Source organism: Streptomyces sp. NPDC003035, from assembly GCF_042888285.1.
Classification (GTDB): Bacteria; Actinomycetota; Actinomycetes; order Streptomycetales; family Streptomycetaceae; genus Streptomyces.
Window position 1 is genome coordinate 122,092 of sequence record NZ_JBIAPJ010000006.1, and the last position, 18,758, is coordinate 140,849.

The following is an 18,758-nucleotide window of genomic DNA, read 5'->3' on the forward strand; positions in this document are numbered from 1 at the left end:
CCTACGCGTTGTACGTACGGCCTGGCGAAAGTCTCCTGGTCAGTGCGCTGCCCGACCCAGGTGGCTCCCGAGTACCAGGGCTGCGCTACAACGACCGCTCCCTACGCGGTACCGGCACCCGGCGCCGTCGCTGAGGCGGTCGCGGCGGCCGTGGGTGGAGCGGCCGTGACTGCCTCGCGGTCGGGCGCGAGCGGGTCGGTCACCGTGCCGGACTCCTCGTCGAAGAGCCCCTGCGCCAGCCTGGTCACCGCTGCGGGGACCGGCGGCGCCAGGTCGGCCACAGCTCGGAGACCGGACAGGACGTCGTCGGGTCGCACGGCAGGTGTCACGTGCCGAACAACCAGCCGCAGTATCGCACAGGCATTGTCCAGCGGCCTATCAGGCTGGGGACGCGCCTGTGGATGCTCCGCGACGAGATCGGCGACGGCCGAGCGGGTGTCGAAGGTGCGGATGCCGTTCTTGGTCTTGCGCTGGACTTCCACGGTCTCGGCCGCGAGGAAGGCGGCAACGGCCTTCTCCGCGTCCTCGACGGTGACGCCGTCGAGCCGCAGCTCCCACACGGAGGCGGTGAGCCGGTCGGCGAGTCCCGAGGTCCGGGCCTCGACGGCGTCGATGATGTCGAGACCGTCCGGGAGCGACTCGTCGAGCAGGACCCGCAGCATTTCCGGATCCCGCGTCTCGGTGAGCGCGATCTCCAGGAACTCGGCCTCGGAGCCCGTACCCGTGGGGGCGGCGTTGGCGTACGACACCTTGGGGTGCGGGGTGAAGCCGGCCGAGTACGCCATGGGCACCTCGGCGCGGCGCAGCGCCCGCTCGAACGCGCGCTGGAAGTCACGGTGGCTGGTGAACCGGAGGCGGCCGCGCTTGGTGTAGCGCAGTCGGATGCGCTGCACCGCCGGTGCGGGCGGCGGGCCTTCGGGCTGTCGCTTGCCCAGTGGTTCTTCTCCTCGGTGCGGGGCGGGCGCGGTGGAGCGCCGCCCTCGAGATACGGGTGGCCTCTGGGGGTCCCGACCGGCTCACCCCCGCTTTCGCAGGGAGATCTCGGGTGCGGGCGCCGCGCCGGAGGCGGTTGTTGTACTACCCAGAGTACGCGTAGAGGCCACCACCGGTTCCCCAGGCTCGGTCATCCGGGGTCCCCCGACCAGCGCGTGCCAGGCGTCGCGGCGGGCCTGCCGCACGGTCGCGCGGGCGGAGGCGAGCGCGGCCCGGGCGGCGCGTCCGGCCCCGACGGCGGCCGTGCGGGCGGGGGCCCAGACGCTGCCACGGACCCAGTGCCCGACGGGGGTGCAGACTCCGCGATAGAACCAGGTCACCGGCCGTCCGAGCAGGTTCCAGGCCGCCCACTTGAGGGCTCGGCCGACGGCGCGGGAGAGGTGTCCGGCGACCCGCCAGCAGACCCGGAACGCGTCGGCGATCTCCCGCCCGAGGGGCGCGAGGACGCGCCGCCAGAGCCATCCGAGGGGGACGACGATCCCGTACCGGACCACCGGCACCACCACGTACCGCCACAGGGCGACCCAAGGCCACACGAACAGGGCCTTGCCGAGCCAGAGGACGGCGTGCCCGAGCGGGGTCAGCAGGGCCCGGTACAGCCAGCCGGCCGGGATCGCGATCCCGTACCGCCACAGGCCGACGGCCAGGAAGGCGAGCCCCTTGCCGAGCGGGGCGAGGATCCACCGGTACGCCCAGACGGCCGGGACACCGATCCCGTACCGGCCGATCGGCACGAGCACGTACCGCCACAGGGCGACCCATGGCCACACGAACAGGGCCTTGCCGAGCCAGAGGAGGGCGTGGCCGAGCGGGGTGAGCACGGCCCGGTACAGCCAGGCGGCGGGGATCGCGACCCCGTACCGGCCGATCGGCACGAGCACGTACCGCCACAGGGCGACCCACGGCCAGACGAACAGCGCCTTGCCGAGCCAGAGGAGGGCGTGGCCGAGTGGGGCGAGCAGCTGGGTGCCGATCCAGCCCAGGGCGCGCCCGAGCGGGCGCAGCAGCGTCCGGTCGACGGCGCGCGCGCAGACCACCAGCACGTCCCACACCATCCGGACGGGCACGACGATCACCAGGACCACGATCCGGACGGGGATCCTGATGAACGCCGTGAGGCAGCCCTCCGGCTCGGGCGGGCGGGGCTGCGGCTTCTCCATGCTCATGCCGGGAATGACGCGACGGCCCGGCGGAGGGTTTCCCCTCGCGCCGGGCCGTCGTGGAAGTGTGACGTGATCGAACCCGAACGGCCTACCCGTCCGGCCTACTTCACGACCGTCAGCGGAAGCAGCTTCTTGCCCGTGGGGCCGACCTGGATCTCGGTCTGCATCGCGGGGCAGACACCGCAGTCGAAGCACGGCGTCCAGCGGCAGTCCTCGACCTCGGTCTCGTCGAGCGCGTCCTGCCAGTCCTCCCAGAGCCAGTCCTTGTCGAGACCGGAGTCCAGGTGGTCCCAGGGCAGGACCTCCTCGTAGGTGCGCTCGCGCGTGGTGTACCAGTCGACGTCGACGCCCATGGCGGGCAGCGTCTTCTCCGCGCACCGCATCCAGCGGTCGTACGAGAAGTGCTCGCGCCAGCCGTCGAAGCGGCCGCCGTCCTCGTACACCGCGCGGATGACGGCGCCGATCCGGCGGTCGCCGCGCGAGAGGAGGCCCTCGACGATGCCGGGCTTGCCGTCGTGGTAGCGGAAGCCGATCGAGCGGCCGTACTTCTTGTCGCCGCGGATCTTGTCGCGGAGCTTGGTGAGACGGGCGTCCGTCTCCTCCGCCGAGAGCTGCGGGGCCCACTGGAACGGCGTGTGCGGCTTGGGCACGAAGCCGCCGATGGAGACCGTGCAGCGGATGTCGTTCTGGCCGGAGACCTTGCGGCCCTCCGCGATGACCTTGACCGCCATGTCGCCGATCTGGAGGACGTCCTCGTCCGTCTCGGTCGGCAGGCCGCACATGAAGTACAGCTTCACCTGGCGCCAGCCGTTGCCGTACGCCGTGGAGACGGTCCGGATCAGGTCCTCCTCCGAGACCATCTTGTTGATGACCTTGCGCATGCGCTCGGAGCCGCCCTCGGGGGCGAAGGTGAGACCGGAGCGACGGCCGTTGCGGGTCAGCTCGTTGGCGAGGTCCACGTTGAAGGCGTCGACGCGGGTCGAGGGGAGGGACAGACCGATCTTGTCCTCCTCGTACCGGTCGGCGAGGCCCTTCGCGATGTCACCGATCTCGGTGTGGTCGGCGGAGGAGAGCGAGAGGAGGCCGACCTCCTCGAAGCCGGTCGCCTTGAGACCCTTCTCGACCATCTCGCCGATGCCGGTGATGCTTCGCTCCCGCACGGGGCGCGTGATCATGCCGGCCTGGCAGAAACGGCAGCCGCGGGTGCAGCCGCGGAAGATCTCGACGGACATCCGCTCGTGGACGGTCTCGGCGAGCGGGACCAGCGGCTGCTTGGGGTAGGGCCACTCGTCGAGGTCCATGACGGTGTGCTTGGACACGCGCCACGGCACGCCGGAACGGTTGGGCACGACGCGGGCGATCCGGCCGTCCGGCAGGTACTCGACGTCGTAGAAGCCCGGGATGTAGACCGAGCCGGTCTTCGCCAGCCGGAGGAGGACCTCCTCGCGGCCGCCGGGGCGGCCCTCGGCCTTCCAGGTCCGGATGATCTCGGTCATGTCGAGGACGGCCTGCTCGCCGTCGCCGATGATCGCCGCGTCGATGAAGTCCGCGATCGGCTCGGGGTTGAAGGCCGCGTGGCCGCCGGCGAGGACGATCGGGTGGTCGACGGTGCGGTCCTTGGACTCCAGCGGGATGCCCGCCAGGTCGAGGGCCGTGAGCATGTTGGTGTAGCCCAGCTCGGTGGAGAAGCTCAGGCCGAAGACGTCGAAGGCGCCGACGGGACGGTGGCTGTCCACGGTGAACTGCGGAACGCCGTGCTCCCGCATGAGTTCCTCGAGGTCCGGCCACACGCTGTACGTGCGCTCGGCGAGGACGCCCTCGCGCTCGTTCAGTACCTCGTAGAGGATCATGACGCCCTGGTTGGGCAGACCGACCTCGTACGCGTCCGGGTACATCAGCGCCCAGCGGACGTCGGCGGACTCCCACGGCTTGACCGTGGAGTTCAGCTCTCCACCGACGTACTGAATCGGCTTCTGCACGTGCGGGAGCAGAGCTTCGAGCTGCGGGAAGACAGACTCGGCAGCAGACATCTCGAACCTTCGTGAGCTGGCAGGGGGCGACTCTCAAGCGTACCCGGTGCTCAGCGAGTCAATTTCGCCCTCGTTCCGGGGGCGGACGCCTCCTCCCAGACCTCCGGCAGCTCGCGTTCCCGTGCCGCGGCGGTGGCCTCCTCGTGCCCGTACAGAAGTCCCCAGGTGAAGGCGGACTCCCCCGCCGCGTGGGCGCGGACGGCGAGGGCGCGCAGGGCATCGCGGGCGACGACGCTGTCCTGGTGGTCGCCGAGGAGGCGCTGGACGGCCTTCACGCGCCGGGCGAAGCGCTTGGCGGGTTTGCCGAGGGTGGGCCTGGCGGCGTCGGCGGCGTAGCGGGCGCGCTTGGCGGCCTTGCGGGCCTCGTGCATCGCCCGATCGCGGTCGTGGCCGGCGGGCAGGGCGAGGGCGTGCTCGACGCGGCCGGCGAGGCGGTCGTAGTCCTTGAGGACGGCCCGGGCGAGGACGCGCGCCGGGTCCTTGGCGGCGGCCTTCCGCAGGGGCGGGTCGGCGAGCAGGGCGTCGAGGGCGTTCAGGAGCGCCAGGTACCGGTCGGAGTCGAGGGCGGCGATGGCCCTGGTGCGGGCTTCGTCGCCGTGGGAGACGGCATCGACGCGGAGCCGGGCGCGTACGGGGCCGAGGAGCAGGACGTCGGGGAGCTCGTCGAGCCGGGCGTTCAGCCGTGCCATGAGGACCTCCTGGTCGCGGGCGACGCCGAGTTCCCCGGCGAGCCACTTGAGCTCCTCGCCGAGGGGGTCGGTGACGGTGCGGTCGAGGACCCTGCGGAACGTCTTGAAGGCGCTGCGGAGGCGGCGGGTGGCGACGCGCATCGTGTGGACGGAGTCGGGCAGGTCGCGGCGGACGGCGGGGTCGAGGGCGACGATCGTGCCGATCTGTTCGCGTACGTAGGCGAGGACGCGGCCGCCGGCAGTGTTGTCGGTGTTGTCGGTGGGGTGCCGTTCTGTGGCGGCCGGGCTCCCCTGCTCCTTCGGTGCCGTCTCCTCCAGGGCCTTCGCCAGCTTCGACGCCGACGCGGAGGGCCGTACCCCCGCCTTCTTCAGGCGCTTGTCCACCACGTCCAGGACGACAGGATCGGCGTCGTCCGCCAGTTCGACCTCGATCTCCGTCCAGGAGGTCGTTCCGCCGACCTCGGTCAGGCGCTCCGCGTGGACCGTGTCGACCGACACCTCCGCCAGCAGGGCGCCCTCGTCGTCCACGAGGTGGCGGACGTCCCGGGAGGAGCGGAGCCGGACGACGGGGACGACCTCCTCGTCGCGGACCCGGGAGCGCAGGAGCTCGGCCAGGTCCGCCGGAAGGGTGTCGGCGAGCGGGGCTCTGAGCTCGTCGCGGATCCCGGTGGCGACCGGGAACTTGAGGTGCCAGCCCGCGTCCTCGCCGCCGGTGCGGCGGCGCAGGGTGAGGGAGCCGGCGGCCAGCCGCAGATCGGCCGTGTCGTAGTAGACGGCGTCGAGTTCGGCGACGCCCTGGTGGACGACGGCCGCGACGCCCGGGACCGTGGTGAGGTCGGGGAGTCCGGTCTGCTCGGTGGCTTCGTACTTCCGCTCGATCTCGCGCTTCGTCTCCGCCATCATTCGAATCTAGTTGCCCCCGAAGGACCGGTCCATGCGGTCACGCCGTCATCGGGCGTTGCACCTTGATGGACTGGAGCAGTCCGATCGCCACCCACACCGCGAACATCGACGACCCGCCGTACGACACGAACGGCAGGGGGAGGCCCGCCACGGGCATGATGCCGAGCGCCATGCCGATGTTCTCGAAGGACTGGAAGGCGAACCAGGCGATGATGCCGGCGGCGACGATCGTGCCGTAGAGCTCGGTGGTCTCCCGGGCGATCCGGCAGGCCCGCCACAGGATGACGCCGAGCAGCACGATGATCAGTCCGCCGCCGAGGAAGCCGAGCTCCTCCCCCGCGACGCTGAAGATGAAGTCGGTCTGCTGTTCGGGCACGAACTGGCCGCTGGTCTGGTGGCCGTTGAACAGTCCCGCGCCATAGAGGCCGCCGGAGCCGATCGCGATGCGCGCCTGGTTGGTGTTGTAGCCGACGCCTGCCGGGTCGAGCTCGGGGTTGGCGAACGCGGCGAAGCGGTTGATCTGGTACTCGTCGAGCAGCCCGAGCACGGTGACCAGGACCGCGCCCCCCAGGCCGGCGCCCATGAGGCCGAGGACCCAGCGGTTGGAGGCGCCGGAGGCGAGCAGGACGCCGAGCACGATGACCCCCATCACCATGACCGAGCCGAGGTCCGGCATCAGCATGACGATGGCCATCGGCAGCGCGGCGAGAACCAGCGACTTGGCGACCGTACGGTGGTCGGGATGCACCTGGTCGCCCGCGTCGACCTTGGAGGCCAGCAGCACCGCCATGATCAGGATGATCGTGATCTTCACGAACTCGCTGGGCTGGAGCGAGAAGCCGCCGCCGAGCTGGATCCACGCGTGGGCGCCGTTGATGGTGGCGCCGAGCGGGGTGAGGACGGCGAGGATCAGCAGGATCGAGATGCCGTAGAGGACCGGCACCGCGCCGCGCAGGGTGCGGTGGCCGAGCCAGATCGTGCCGATCATCAGGACGAGGCCGATGCCGGTGTTGAGCGAGTGCCGGAACAGGAAGGCGTACGGGTCGCCGCCGTTGAGCTCGGTCCGGTTGCGGGTCGCGGACCACACGAGCAGAGCGCCGAGGAAGGACAGGGCGACCGACGAGAGCAGCATCGGCCAGTCGAGCCGGCGCAGCACCGAGTCACGGGCGGTGAGCTTCGCGAGCGTGCCGCGCTCGGGGGCGTACCGGGAGACGGAGAAGCCGTGGGGGGCGGTCATGGGTCAGTCCCTCCAGACGGGCGGCGGGCCCGCGAGTGGCTCCTGCCCGCCTTCCCTCTTCTTGTTCGGGTCGACCAGCTGCGACTTCGGGTCGTACGGCTTGATCTCGGGCGTGTCGATGGAGCCGTCGGGCTGGATCTTCGGCAGCGTCTGCTGCGGCTTGGGCAGCAGCGCCCGCTTGAGGTCCTGGTTGCCCTCGTCGTCGAGGCCGTAGAGCGCGTCGTAGATGTTCCGCACCGCGGGACCGGAGGCGCCGGAGCCCGTACCACCCTGGGAGATCGTCATGACGATCGTGTAGTCGTCGGTGTAGGTCGCGAACCAGGAGGTGGTCTGCTTGCCGTAGACCTGGGCGGTGCCCGTCTTGGCCCGCATCGGGATCTTGTCCTGGGGCCAGCCGCCGAAGCGCCAGGCGGCGGTGCCGCCGGGCTCGACGACGGAGCGCAGACCCTTGTCGAGGTCGCTGATCGTCTGTGCGTCGACCGGCAGCCTGCCGTGGGCCTTGGGCTTGATCTCCTGGATCCTCTTGCCGTCGGGGCTGATCACGGCCTTGCCGACGGTGGGGTTGTAGAGGGTGCCGCCGTTGCTGATGGCGGCGTAGGCGGTGGCCAGCTGGACCGGCGTGATGAGCACGTCGCCCTGCCCGATGGCGAAGTTGATGCTGTCGAAGGCCTTCAGCTGGTTGCCCTCGAGGCAGCTCTCGTACGCGATCTGCTCGACGTACGTGCCGCCCTTCTTGCCCTGCTTGCACCAGGAGTCCTTGTTGGCCTCCCAGAAGCTCTGCTTCCACTGGCGGTCCGGGATGCGGCCGGTGACCTCGTTCGGCAGGTCGATGCCGGTCTCGGAGCCGAATCCGTAGTCACGGGCGGTCCGGTAGAACCAGTCGTTGGCGTTCTTCTTCGGCTTTATTCCGCCGTCACGGTTCCACTCCTGGTGGCCGAGGCGGTAGAAGACGGTGTTGCAGGAGAACTTGAGGGCGTCCCCGAGGGTGATGGGGCCGTGTCCCTTGGACTCGAAGTTCGCGAAGCTCCGGTTGCCCATGCTGTACGAGCTGCTGCAGTTGTAGGTGTCGTTGAAGGGGTAGCCGGCGCGCACGGCGGCGCTCGCGGAGACCACCTTGAAGACGGAGCCGGCCGGTGCCTGGCCCTGGATGGCCCGGTTGAGCAGCGGGTAGTTGGAGTTCTTGTCGGTGAGCCGCGCGTAGTCCTTGGCGGAGATGCCCCCGATCCAGGCGTTGGGGTCGTAGTCGGGCTGGGAGGCCATCGCGACGACCCGGCCGGTCTTGGACTCCATGACGACGACGGCGCCCGCGTCGGCCTCGTACGGGCGACCGGTGATCTTGTCGGTCTCCTTCCGTACGGTCTCCATCGCCGCGTGCAGTTCGTACTCGGCGACGGACTGGACCCGGGCGTCGATGCTGGTGACGAGGGTGGAGCCGGGCACGCCCGGGTCGGACTTCGCCTGGCCCATGACGCGGCCGAGGTTGTCGACCTCGTAGCGGGTGACGCCGGCCTTGCCGCGCAGCGCCTTGTCGTAGGTGCGTTCGATGCCGGAGCGGCCGACCTGGTCGGAGCGGAGGAACGGCGAGTCGGTGTCCTTCGCCTTCTCGATCTCCTCGTCGGTGACGGGCGAGAGGTAGCCGAGCACCTGTGCGGTGCGCGCCTTGCCGGGCGCCGGGTAGCGGCGTACGGCGGCGAGTTCGGCGGTGATGCCGGGGAAGTCCTCGGAGGCCTCCCGGATCGTCAGCGCCTGCTGGGTCGTGGCCTTGTCGGTGACCGGGATCGGCTGGAAGGGGGAACCGTTCCAGCAGGGCTTGGGGGTCTCGGAGTCGCAGAGCCGGATCTTGTTCATGACGTCCTGGGGCTTCATGCCCAGGACACCGGCGAGCCGGGTGAGGACGGCCTTGCCGTCGTCCTTCATCTTCATCAGGTCGGTGCGCGAGGCGGAGACCACGAGCCGGGTCTCGTTGTCGGCGAGCGGGACACCGCGGGCGTCGAGGATGGAGCCGCGGACCGCGGGCTGGACGACCTGCTGGACGTGGTTGCTCTTCGCCTCGTCCGTGTACTCCTTGCCGTTGCGGATCTGGAGGTACCAGAGGCGCCCGCCGAGCGTGAGCAGGAGGGAGAAGACGAGGATCTGGATGATGACGAGCCGGATCTGGACCCGGGGGGTCCGTCCGGTCTCCGGGATGTTGCTCATGCTGCCGGTGCCCCCTCGGTCACAGTCGCTTGACTCCCTTGATGCGTCCGGCGCGCGAGGCCCTGGTGCGGGCGGCCTTGACGAGCAGGCCGCCGCGCTGGGTGCCGATCCGCAGGCCGGTGCCGGAGGAGAGCCAACCGGAGGCGACGTCGGTGCTTCCGGAGGTGTCGGCGAGCGGGTCGTTCTCCGCGCGCCGGGCCAGCGCCATGATCAGCGGCACGGTGAAGGGCGCGAGGAGCAGGTCGTAGAGGGCCGCGGTGAACAGCAGGAAGCCGAGGCCGACATGGCGGGCGGCGGTGTCACCGACGAGGGCGCCCACTCCCGCGTACAGCAGGGTGGTGCCGATCGCGGCGGCCACGACCACGGCCATCGGGCCGCTGGCGGACTTGAGCCGGCCGTTCTCGGGGCGGGCGAGCCCGGCGAGGTAGCCGATGACGCACAGCACCAGGGCGTAGCGGCCGGCGGCGTGGTCGGCGGGCGGGGCGAGGTCGGCGAGGAGGCCGGCCCCGAAGCCGATGAGGCAACCGCTGACGGGGCCGTAGACGAGGGCGAGGCCGAGGACGGTCAGCAGGACGAGGTCCGGTACGGCGCCGGGGAGCTGGAGGCGCGCGAGGACGGAGACCTGGATGACCAGGGCGACGACGACGAGTGCGGCGGAGAGCAGGATCCTGTTGAACTTCATGCCTCAGTCCCCCTGCTCGTTCTCGGGCTTCTGCCCCTGTTCCGGCTGCTGCGCGGGCTGCTGCTGCCCTGGTTGCTGCCCGGCCGGCTGCTGCTCTCCGTCCGGTGGCGGCGGCGGGGTGACCGTGACGGTGACGGTCGGGGCCGGCTTGGGCTTGGGCGGCAGGACCAGGTCGCGGGGGTTCGTGCGCGGGGCCTGGACGACGACGCCGACGATGTCGAGCTTGGAGAAGCCGACGTACGGGCGGACGTAGACGTTACGGGTGAGGCCGCCGCCCAGCGGGTCGACGCGGACGACCTCGCCGACCGGCACGCCGGGCACGAAGGGCTTGTTCGCCTGCGAGCCGAAGGTGACCAGCCGGTCGCCGGCCTTCACCTTCGCCTTGCCGTTGAGGAGCTGGACGAGGAGCGGGCCGTTGCCCTGGCCGGTGGCGAAGCCGAGTTCGTCCGACTTCTCCATGCGGGTGCCGACGGTGAAGTCGGGGTCGTTGGCGAGGAGCACGGTCGATGTGGAGGGCCCGACGGTGGTCACGCGGCCGACGAGACCGGCGCCGTTGAGCACGGTCATGTCGCGCTGGATGCCGTCGTTGGCGCCCGCGTCGATGGTGACGGTCCAGGAGAAGCCCTGGGCCGCTCCTATGGCGACGACCTGCGCGGCCTTGATGCCGTACTGGCCGGCGCCGGCCGTCTTGAGGAGGGTGTCCAGCTCGCGCAGGCGGCTGCGGTTGCGGTCGTCGCTGCCGAGCTTGGCCTTGAGGGCGGCGTTCTCATGCTCCAGTGCGGCGATCCGGGTGTGGCGCTCGCCGGAGTCGCGCACGGCTCCTATGGCGTTGCCGATGGGATCGACGGCCGACGCGACACCGTTCTCCACCGGGCCGAAGACCGCGGCGGCGGCCTGTCGGGCGCCGTCGACGGGCGACTCCTGGCCACCGCGGATGTCCACGGTGATCAGTGCGAACGCGATGGCGACCAGCAGTACCAGGAGCAGCCGGCTCTCTCGTGTGTCCCTCACGTGCGGCGGCCGTGCCTTTCGTCGTCCTGTGCGGTTGGTGTCGTGCTGTCAGCGACCGGCTGTACGGGCGTTCTTGCCACCCGTACGGGGGGTCCCCCCAGGCCGCAGGGCCCAGGGGGACGATCGACGTCGATCCGTCATCGGCGGGGCTGGGCGTCGAGGACCTGCTGCAGGGCCTCGAACTCCTCCACGCACTTGCCCGAGCCCAGCGCCACCGAGTCCAGCGGGTCCTCGGCGATGTGGATCGGCATCCCGGTCTCGCGGCGCAGCCGCTCGTCCAGGCCGCGCAGCAGAGCGCCCCCACCCGTGAGAACGATGCCGCGGTCCATCACGTCACCGGACAGCTCGGGCGGGCACTTGTCGAGCGTCGTCTTCACGGCGTCGACGATCGCGTTGACCGGCTCCTCGATGGCCTTGCGCACCTCGGCGGCCGAGATGACCACGGTCTTGGGCAGACCGGAGACGAGGTCACGGCCGCGGATCTCGGTGTGCTCGTCCTTGTCGAGGTCGTACGCCGAGCCGATGGTGATCTTGATCTGCTCGGCGGTGCGCTCACCGAGGAGGAGCGAGTACTCCTTCTTGATGTGCTGGATGATCGCGTTGTCCAGCTCGTCGCCGGCCACCCGGATGGACTGTGCCGTGACGATTCCCCCCAGGGAGATCACGGCGACCTCGGTGGTGCCGCCACCGATGTCGACGACCATGTTGCCGGTCGCCTCGTGGACCGGGAGGCCCGCGCCGATGGCCGCGGCCATCGGCTCCTCGATGATGTGCACCTGCCGGGCGCCGGCCTGGGTGGACGCCTCGATGACGGCGCGGCGCTCCACCCCGGTGATACCGGAGGGCACACACACGACGACCCGCGGGCGGGCCAGGTAGCGGCGCTTGTGGATCTTGAGGATGAAGTAGCGGAGCATGCGCTCGGTGATCTCGAAGTCGGCGATCACACCGTCCTTCAGCGGCCGGACGGCGACGATGTTGCCGGGCGTCCGGCCGATCATCTTCTTCGCCTCGGAGCCGACCGCGAGGATACCGCCGGTGTTGGTGTTGATCGCGACGACGGACGGCTCGTTCAGAACGATGCCTCGACCCCTGACGTACACCAGCGTGTTGGCGGTCCCGAGGTCGACAGCCATGTCACGGCCGATGAACGACATTGAGTTCCCCTTGTTTCCCATGAGGATGCGTCGGGCCTTCCCAATTGGAGCGTTGACGGCTTCTCAGGTCGGCGAGGTGGTGGGTGTTCCGGTACTGCGGCGTGGAGTTTTCCATCGTAGTGCCGCCTCCCGGGATACCGCGCGGTGGTCCACCTCTGTATAGGTGACGGTAGGACCCTGCGATGCGTTCCCGGTCGCGCCATTCATATGCCCGGGGGCGACCGAAATTCCTTCGGTCGCCCCAGCTTGTTGCGGTGTATGGCTGACACGGAGTCAGCCGCGGGTCACGCCAGCCCGGGGAAGAAAAGCTTCAGTTCCCGAATGGCGGACTCCTCGGAGTCCGAGGCGTGGATGAGGTTCTCGCGGACGATGGTGCCGAAATCCCCGCGAATGGAACCGGGGGCGGCGGCGATCGGGTCGGTCGGGCCGGCGAGGGTCCGCAGACCCTCGATGACGCGCTCGCCCTCGACGACCAGGGCGACGACGGGGCCGGACTGCATGAAGCCCATGAGCGGCTCGTAGAACGGCTTGCCCTTGTGCTCGCCGTAGTGCTGCTCCAGCGTGTCCTGGCTCAGCTCACGCAGTTCGAGCGCGGCGATGGTCCAGCCCGCCTTGCGCTCGATACGGCCGATGATCTCGCCGATCAGGCCACGGCGGACGGCGTCGGGCTTGAGCAGGACGAGCGTGCGCTGGCTCACGTAGAGACTCCTTCAATACGGTGTGCGGGGTTCAGAGGCTACAGGGCGCCCACGGCCGCCGATTACGCAGCGTCAGGCCCTGAGGAGCGGGCGAAAGGTGTCACCCTGTCTCCGCTCCCGCCTCGGTCTGCGCGGCCCAGCGGGCCTTCGCCTCGTCGATCGCGCGGCCGTAGTGGATCGAGGCCCACCACAGCACCGCGAAGGTCGCGCCCAGGAAGAACATCACCGGCACCACGAAGCCGCTCGCGACGAGGGCGATCTGCAGCGCCCAGCCGAGCTGGAGCCCGCCCGGGCGGGTGATCATCCCGCACAGCAGCACCGACACCAGCATCGCGATGCCGCAGACCCACCACACGGCGGACATCGACAGGCTGTCGTCCTTCATGGCGACAAGACCGGCGAACCCGATCACGAAGAACTCGCCGATCAGCGTCGAGGCACAGAGCGTACGCATCGGATTCAGCGCCTTCCGAGGAGCAGCCGGGCATCCCCGACCGTGAAGATCGAACCGGTCACCAGGACGCCCGCGCCCGCGTACTCGTCCTCTTCCTCCGCGAGCGTGATCGCCGCCTCGATGGCGTCGTCCAGGCGCGGCTCGACGACCACCCGGTCGTCGCCGAAGACCTCCACGGCGATCGCCGCGAGCGTGTCCACGTCCGTGGCGCGGGGGCTGGAGTTCGCCGTGACGACGACCTCCGCGAAGATCGGCTCGAAGGCCTCCAGAAGGCCCTTCGCGTCCTTGTCGGCGCTGGTGGAGACGACACCGATGAGCCGCGAGAAGCCGAACGACTCGCTGATGCCGTCGGCCGTCGCCCGCGCGCCGTGCGGGTTGTGCGCCGCGTCCAGGATCACCGTCGGGGAAGTGCGGACGACCTCCAGGCGACCTGGAGAGGCCACCGTGGCGAACGCGCGGCGCACCGTGTCGATGTCCAGGGTCCGGGCGTGCTCCGCGCCGATGCCGAAGAACGCCTCGACCGCCGCGAGGGCGACCGCCGCGTTGTGCGCCTGGTGCGCGCCGTACAGCGGCAGGAAGACGTCCTCGTACTCGCCGCCGAGTCCGCGCAGGGTGAGCAGCTGGCCACCGACCGCGATCTCGCGGGAGACCACGCCGAACTCCATGCCCTCGCGGGCCACCGTCGCGTCGACCCCGACGGCCTTCTTCAGCATGACCTGGGCGGCGTCCACCGGCTGCTGGGCCAGGATCACCGTCGCGCCCTGCTTGATGATGCCGGACTTCTCACCGGCGATCTCGCCGGGCGTCTCGCCGAGGCGGTCCGTGTGGTCGAGGTCGATCGGGGTGACGACGGCGACCTGGGCGTCGATGACGTTCGTCGCGTCCCAGGTACCGCCCATGCCGACCTCGACGACCGCCACGTCCACCGGCGCGTCGGCGAAGGCCGCGTACGCCATTCCGGTGAGGACCTCGAAGAAGGAGAGCCGGAACTCCTCGCGGGCGTCGACCAGCTCGACGTACGGCTTGATGTCCTCGTACGTCTCGACGAACCGCTCGGCGGAGATCGGGGCGCCGTCCAGGCTGATCCGCTCGGTGATCGTCTGCACGTGCGGCGAGGTGTACCGCCCGGTGCGCAGGTCGAAGGCGGTGAGCAGGGCCTCGATGATGCGGGCCGTGGACGTCTTGCCGTTCGTGCCCGTGATGTGGATCGAGGGGTACGCGCGCTGGGGCTCGCCGAGCACGTCCATCAGCGCCGCGATCCGCGTCACCGAGGGCTCCAGCTTGGTCTCCCCCCAACGGGTCGCCAGCTCGGTCTCGACCTGGCGCAGCGCCTTGTCCACCTCCGGGTCGGCGGGCCGGGCGGGCACGGGGTCGCCCTGGGGCGGACCGGCCTGCGCGCGCAGCGTGCGGCTGCCGGCCTCGATCACCGCCAGGTCGGGGTCACGGTCGGTCTCTGTGTCGACGATCTCGTCGAACGGGTCGGACGGGTCGGACGCGTCGAACTGGTCGCTGGGCTCACTCACGGCCCCAGTCTACGGAGGGGGACCGACAGCACCGTGGACCCACCCCTTTCGGGACTTTCGGGCCACCGTCGCGGGGGCCGGCGTGGGCCGGGGGGAGAGGGACAGGCGAAGGGGCCCGGAACCGATCGGTTCCGGGCCCCTCACCTGGCTCACGCCTGCGGCAGCCGCTCCAGCTGGGCCTGGATGCGGGCGATGTCCTCGTCCGCCTTGGCGAGCCGCGTACGGATCTTCTCGACCACGTTGTCCGGCGCCTTGGCCAGGAACGCCTCGTTGCCGAGCTTCCCGTTTGCCTGGGCCTTCTCCTTCTCCGCGGCCGCGAGGTCCTTGGCGAGGCGCTTGCGCTCCGCCGCCACGTCGATCGTGCCGGACAGGTCGAGCGCGACGGTGGCGCCGGCGACCGGCAGGGAGGCGGTGGCCGAGAAGTCATCGCCCTCCGGCTGGAGGCGCAGCAGCTGACGGATGGCCGCCTCGTGCGGGGCGAGCGCGGTGCCGGTCAGGTCCAGGCGGGCCGGGACCTTCTGGCCGGGCTGGAGACCCTGGTCCGAGCGGAACCGGCGCACCTCGGTGACGACCCGCTGGACGAGCTCGATCTCCTTCTCGGCGGCCTCGTCGCGGAAGTCCGAGTCGACCGGCCAGTCGGCGATGACGACGGACTCCTTGCCGGTGAGCGTGGTCCAGAGCGTCTCGGTGACGAACGGGACGATCGGGTGCAGCAGGCGCAGCATGACGTCCAGGACCTCGCCGAGGACCCGGCCGGAGACCTTGGCCTGCTCGCCGCCCGCGAAGAACGTGGTCTTCGACAGCTCGACGTACCAGTCGAAGACCTCGTCCCACGCGAAGTGGTAGAGCGCGTCGGCGAGCTTCGCGAACTGATAGTCGTCGTAGTACGCGTCGACCTCGGCGACCGTCTTGTTGAGACGGGAGAGGATCCACCGGTCCGTGGCGGACATCTGCGACGGGTCCGGCAGCGGGCCCTCGACGGTCGCGCCGTTCATCAGCGCGAAGCGCGTGGCGTTCCAGATCTTGTTGGCGAAGTTACGGGACGCCTTGACCCAGTCCTCGCCGATCGGGACGTCGACGCCCGGGTTGGCGCCGTTGGCCAGGGTGAAGCGGACGGCGTCGGAGCCGTACTCGTCCATCCAGTCCAGCGGGTTGACCGCGTTGCCGAAGGACTTCGACATCTTCTTGCCGAACTGGTCGCGGACCATGCCGTGCAGGGCGATGGTGTGGAACGGCGGGGTGCCGTCCATCGCGTACAGGCCGAACATCATCATCCGGGCGACCCAGAAGAAGAGGATGTCGTAGCCGGTGACCAGGACGGAGTTCGGGTAGAACTTCGCGAGGCTGTCGGTCCGCTCCGGCCAGCCGAGCGTGGAGAACGGCCACAGGCCGGAGGAGAACCAGGTGTCCAGGACGTCCGTGTCCTGGCGCCAGCCCTCGCCCGTCGGCGGCTGCTCGTCCGGTCCGACGCAGACGATCTCGCCGTTGGGGCCGTACCAGACCGGGATGCGGTGGCCCCACCACAGCTGGCGCGAGATGCACCAGTCGTGCAGGTTGTCGACCCAGTCGAAGTACCGCTTCTCCATCTCCTGCGGATGGATCTTGACCCGGCCGTCGCGGACCGCGTCACCGGCGGCCTTCGCGAGCGGGCCGACCTTGACCCACCACTGCATCGACAGGCGCGGCTCGATCGTGGTCTTGCAGCGCGAGCAGTGGCCGACGGAGTGGACGTACGGACGCTTCTCGGCGACGATCCGGCCCTCGGCGCGCAGCGCGCCGACGATGGCGGAGCGGGCCTCCAGACGGTCCAGGCCCTGGAAGGGGCCGTGGGCGGTGATGACCGCGCGCTCGTCCATGATCGCGAGGTTGGGCAGGTTGTGCCGCTGGCCGATCTCGAAGTCGTTCGGGTCGTGCGCCGGGGTCACCTTGACGGCGCCGGTGCCGAACTCGGGGTCGACGTGCTCGTCCGCGACGACCGGGATGCGGCGGCCGGTGAGCGGCAGTTCGATCTCGGTGCCGACCAGGTGCTTGTACCGCTCGTCGTCCGGGTGGACGGCGACGGCCGTGTCACCGAGCATCGTCTCGGCACGCGTCGTCGCGACGACGATCTCCGTGTCCCCGGAGCCGTACCGGATCGAGACGAGCTCGCCGTCGTCGTCCTGGTACTCGACCTCGATGTCCGAGATCGCCGTCAGACAGCGCGGGCACCAGTTGATGATGCGCTCGGCGCGGTAGATCAGCTCGTCGTCGTAGAGCTTCTTGAAGATGGTCTGGACGGCCTGGGAGAGGCCCTCGTCCATGGTGAAGCGCTCACGGGACCAGGCGACGCCGTCGCCCAGGCGCTTCATCTGGCCGGAGATCTGGCCGCCGGACTCCGCCTTCCACTGCCAGACACGCTCGACGAACGCCTCGCGTCCCAGGTCGTGGCGGGACTTGCCCTCCTTGGCGAGCTCGCGCTCGACGACGTTCTGGGTCGCGATACCGGCGTGGTCCATGCCCGGCTGCCACAGCGTCTCGTAGCCCTGCATGCGCTTGCGGCGGGTGAGGGCGTCGATCAGCGTGTGCTCGAAGGCGTGGCCCAGGTGGAGCGAACCGGTGACGTTCGGCGGCGGGATGACGATGGTGTACGGCGGCTTGTCGCTCTTCTCGTCCGCCTCGAAGTAACCGCGCTCTACCCAGCGCTCGTACAGCTTCCCCTCTACTTCGGCCGGCGCGTACTGGGTCGGCAGTTCGGGGGTGGCTGCTGGCTGCTGCTGAGTGTTCTCGGTCACGGGGTCAGTTTAGGGGTGCCCCGGGGTTGTCCTGAAACGCGATTGTTCCGTAACGGTGTGCCCCCCGCCGCCCCTGCGGGCCCGGCCTTCCGACAGGATGTTGGCTACGCGTAAACATCCTGTGAGGGGAACCTGTCCATGAGCTACAACCAGCCGGGCCCGTACGGCGGTCAGCCTCAGCAGCCCGGGCCGTACGGTCAGCCGGGCCAGCCCGGTCCTTACGGCCAGCCGCCGCAAGCGCCGCAGCCCGGCTATGGGTACCCGCAGCAGGCCCCCCAGGGTGTGCCGCCGCAGCAGCCGCCGTACGGCTACCCGCAGCAGCCCCAGCAGCCCCAGCAGCCCGGACCGTACAGCCAGCCCCAGCAGCCGGGCCCCTACGGCCAGCCCCCGCAGCAGCCCCCGTACGGTCAGGGCCCCGGCGGCTACCCGCCGCCCCCGCCGGCCGCTCCGAAGAAGAAGACGGGCCTGATCATCGGCGGCGTCGCCGTGGTCGCCGCGCTGGGTGTGGGTGCGTACTTCGTGTTCGCCGGCGGTGCCGGCAACGGCGCGGTGAGCGACGACACGAAGGGCTACAAGATCGCCGCGCCCGAGACGGTCGACGCGTACAAGAAGGTGCCCGCGCAGGGTGCGGACACCAACGGCCCGCTCAAGGACGAGCAGAAGACCCGTGCCGAGGCCATGGGCATCAAGAACGCCGCGCAGCACAACGCCCAGTACAAGGACAACACGGAGCCGCTCAAGGGCAAGCAGCTCTCGTTCAGCGGTCTGTACGGCGAGGTCGCCGACCCGGAGAAGACGCTCGACAGCTTCTTCGACAACCTGGGCAAGGACAACAAGCAGCTCGAGACGATGGGCTTGAAGTACGAGCTCGTCGAGGGTCCGGAGAGCGTGACGCCGTCCGGTTTCGAGGGCGCGCTCATGAAGTGCGGGAAGGTCAAGATGACCAGCACGAAGGAGTCCACGCAGCCCGGCCCCAAGTCCATGGAGTTCTTCACCTGCGCGTGGGCCGACTACTCCACTGTCGGCTCGACCAACCTCATGGACCTGGCCGGCAGCGTCACGGGTCAGGTCTCCGTACCGCGGCCCGAGCTGGAGGAGCTGACCGCCAAGCTCTACAACTCGGCGCGTACCAAGGCCTGAGGCCCGGCACACACAGGGGCGCGCCGCCCGGGGGGGGGCCCCCCCCCGGGGGCCCCGGGGGGTGTGGGGGCGAGCCCCCGCAACGAGGCGGCCGGCCGGGGTAACAAAAAC

14 protein-coding genes are annotated in these 18,758 nt (G+C 70.2%); 1 reads left to right on the forward strand and 13 read right to left on the reverse strand.

Going from position 1 to position 18,758, the window contains the following annotated elements; genetic code table 11:
• Positions 1-101: 101 nt before the first annotated feature.
• The 13 genes from ACFYV5_RS20445 to ACFYV5_RS20505 all read right to left on the reverse strand — a co-directional run bounded on the left by ACFYV5_RS20445 (position 102) and on the right by ACFYV5_RS20505 (position 17,507).
• On the reverse strand, positions 102-893 hold the full coding sequence (locus ACFYV5_RS20445) for a TIGR03936 family radical SAM-associated protein (protein WP_389170241.1): 792 nt from the start codon (positions 891-893) through the stop codon (positions 102-104).
• Positions 894-1,016: 123 nt separating this feature from the next.
• A complete protein-coding gene (locus tag ACFYV5_RS20450) occupies positions 1,017-2,159 on the reverse strand; it encodes a hypothetical protein (RefSeq protein WP_389170244.1) in 1,143 nt (380 codons plus the stop codon).
• A gap of 98 nt (positions 2,160-2,257) precedes the next feature.
• Positions 2,258-4,186 carry a TIGR03960 family B12-binding radical SAM protein gene (locus ACFYV5_RS20455; RefSeq protein WP_355115811.1) on the reverse strand — a complete coding sequence of 643 codons (1,929 nt, stop codon included), beginning with the start codon at positions 4,184-4,186 and terminating at the stop codon, positions 2,258-2,260.
• A gap of 50 nt (positions 4,187-4,236) precedes the next feature.
• A complete protein-coding gene (locus ACFYV5_RS20460; protein WP_389170247.1) occupies positions 4,237-5,775 on the reverse strand; it encodes a CHAD domain-containing protein in 1,539 nt (512 codons plus the stop codon).
• A 40-nt stretch (positions 5,776-5,815) separates the two neighbouring features.
• Positions 5,816-7,015: a rod shape-determining protein RodA gene (gene rodA, locus ACFYV5_RS20465; protein WP_389170250.1), complete on the reverse strand. Its 1,200-nt coding sequence runs from the start codon at positions 7,013-7,015 to the stop codon at positions 5,816-5,818.
• Positions 7,016-7,018: 3 nt separating this feature from the next.
• Positions 7,019-9,211 carry a penicillin-binding protein 2 gene (mrdA, locus tag ACFYV5_RS20470; RefSeq protein ID WP_355115806.1) on the reverse strand — a complete coding sequence of 731 codons (2,193 nt, stop codon included), beginning with the start codon at positions 9,209-9,211 and terminating at the stop codon, positions 7,019-7,021.
• Between the two features lie 19 nt (positions 9,212-9,230).
• Positions 9,231-9,893 carry a rod shape-determining protein MreD gene (gene mreD, locus ACFYV5_RS20475; protein WP_355115804.1) on the reverse strand — a complete coding sequence of 221 codons (663 nt, stop codon included), beginning with the start codon at positions 9,891-9,893 and terminating at the stop codon, positions 9,231-9,233.
• Between the two features lie 3 nt (positions 9,894-9,896).
• Positions 9,897-10,904 carry a rod shape-determining protein MreC gene (gene mreC / locus ACFYV5_RS20480; protein ID WP_355115802.1) on the reverse strand — a complete coding sequence of 336 codons (1,008 nt, stop codon included), beginning with the start codon at positions 10,902-10,904 and terminating at the stop codon, positions 9,897-9,899.
• Between the two features lie 137 nt (positions 10,905-11,041).
• Positions 11,042-12,061 (reverse strand): rod shape-determining protein, encoded by a 1,020-nt coding sequence (locus tag ACFYV5_RS20485; RefSeq protein WP_215065773.1) that lies wholly within the window; start codon positions 12,059-12,061, stop codon positions 11,042-11,044.
• A gap of 284 nt (positions 12,062-12,345) precedes the next feature.
• Positions 12,346-12,759 carry a nucleoside-diphosphate kinase gene (ndk, locus tag ACFYV5_RS20490; RefSeq protein ID WP_355115800.1) on the reverse strand — a complete coding sequence of 138 codons (414 nt, stop codon included), beginning with the start codon at positions 12,757-12,759 and terminating at the stop codon, positions 12,346-12,348.
• 100 nt (positions 12,760-12,859) lie between these two features.
• A complete protein-coding gene (locus ACFYV5_RS20495) occupies positions 12,860-13,213 on the reverse strand; it encodes a DUF4233 domain-containing protein (protein WP_389170257.1) in 354 nt (117 codons plus the stop codon).
• A 5-nt stretch (positions 13,214-13,218) separates the two neighbouring features.
• Positions 13,219-14,736 (reverse strand): folylpolyglutamate synthase/dihydrofolate synthase family protein, encoded by a 1,518-nt coding sequence (locus ACFYV5_RS20500; RefSeq protein WP_355115796.1) that lies wholly within the window; start codon positions 14,734-14,736, stop codon positions 13,219-13,221.
• Positions 14,737-14,885: 149 nt separating this feature from the next.
• The gene (locus tag ACFYV5_RS20505) at positions 14,886-17,507 is read right to left on the reverse strand and encodes a valine--tRNA ligase (protein WP_389170262.1); all 2,622 of its coding nucleotides are present in this window, start codon (positions 17,505-17,507) and stop codon (positions 14,886-14,888) included.
• Positions 17,508-17,645: 138 nt separating this feature from the next.
• On the opposite strand from ACFYV5_RS20505, the gene ACFYV5_RS20510 reads away from it, so the two are divergent.
• On the forward strand, positions 17,646-18,647 hold the full coding sequence (locus ACFYV5_RS20510) for a hypothetical protein (RefSeq protein ID WP_389170264.1): 1,002 nt from the start codon (positions 17,646-17,648) through the stop codon (positions 18,645-18,647).
• The last annotated feature ends 111 nt before the right edge of the window (positions 18,648-18,758 follow it).

Excerpts from the sequence above, each read along its gene's own strand:
- ACFYV5_RS20450 (WP_389170244.1), bottom strand. The coding sequence starts at position 2,159 with ATGAGCATGGAGAAGCCGCAGCCCCGCCCGCCCGAGCCGGAGGGCTGC.
- ACFYV5_RS20455 (WP_355115811.1), bottom strand. The coding sequence starts at position 4,186 with ATGTCTGCTGCCGAGTCTGTCTTCCCGCAGCTCGAAGCTCTGCTCCCG.
- ACFYV5_RS20460 (WP_389170247.1), bottom strand. The coding sequence starts at position 5,775 with ATGGCGGAGACGAAGCGCGAGATCGAGCGGAAGTACGAAGCCACCGAG.
- rodA (WP_389170250.1), bottom strand. The coding sequence starts at position 7,015 with ATGACCGCCCCCCACGGCTTCTCCGTCTCCCGGTACGCCCCCGAGCGC.
- mrdA (WP_355115806.1), bottom strand. The coding sequence starts at position 9,211 with ATGAGCAACATCCCGGAGACCGGACGGACCCCCCGGGTCCAGATCCGG.
- mreD (WP_355115804.1), bottom strand. The coding sequence starts at position 9,893 with ATGAAGTTCAACAGGATCCTGCTCTCCGCCGCACTCGTCGTCGTCGCC.
- ACFYV5_RS20485 (WP_215065773.1), bottom strand. The coding sequence starts at position 12,061 with ATGTCGTTCATCGGCCGTGACATGGCTGTCGACCTCGGGACCGCCAAC.
- ACFYV5_RS20495 (WP_389170257.1), bottom strand. The coding sequence starts at position 13,213 with ATGCGTACGCTCTGTGCCTCGACGCTGATCGGCGAGTTCTTCGTGATC.
- ACFYV5_RS20510 (WP_389170264.1), top strand. The coding sequence starts at position 17,646 with ATGAGCTACAACCAGCCGGGCCCGTACGGCGGTCAGCCTCAGCAGCCC.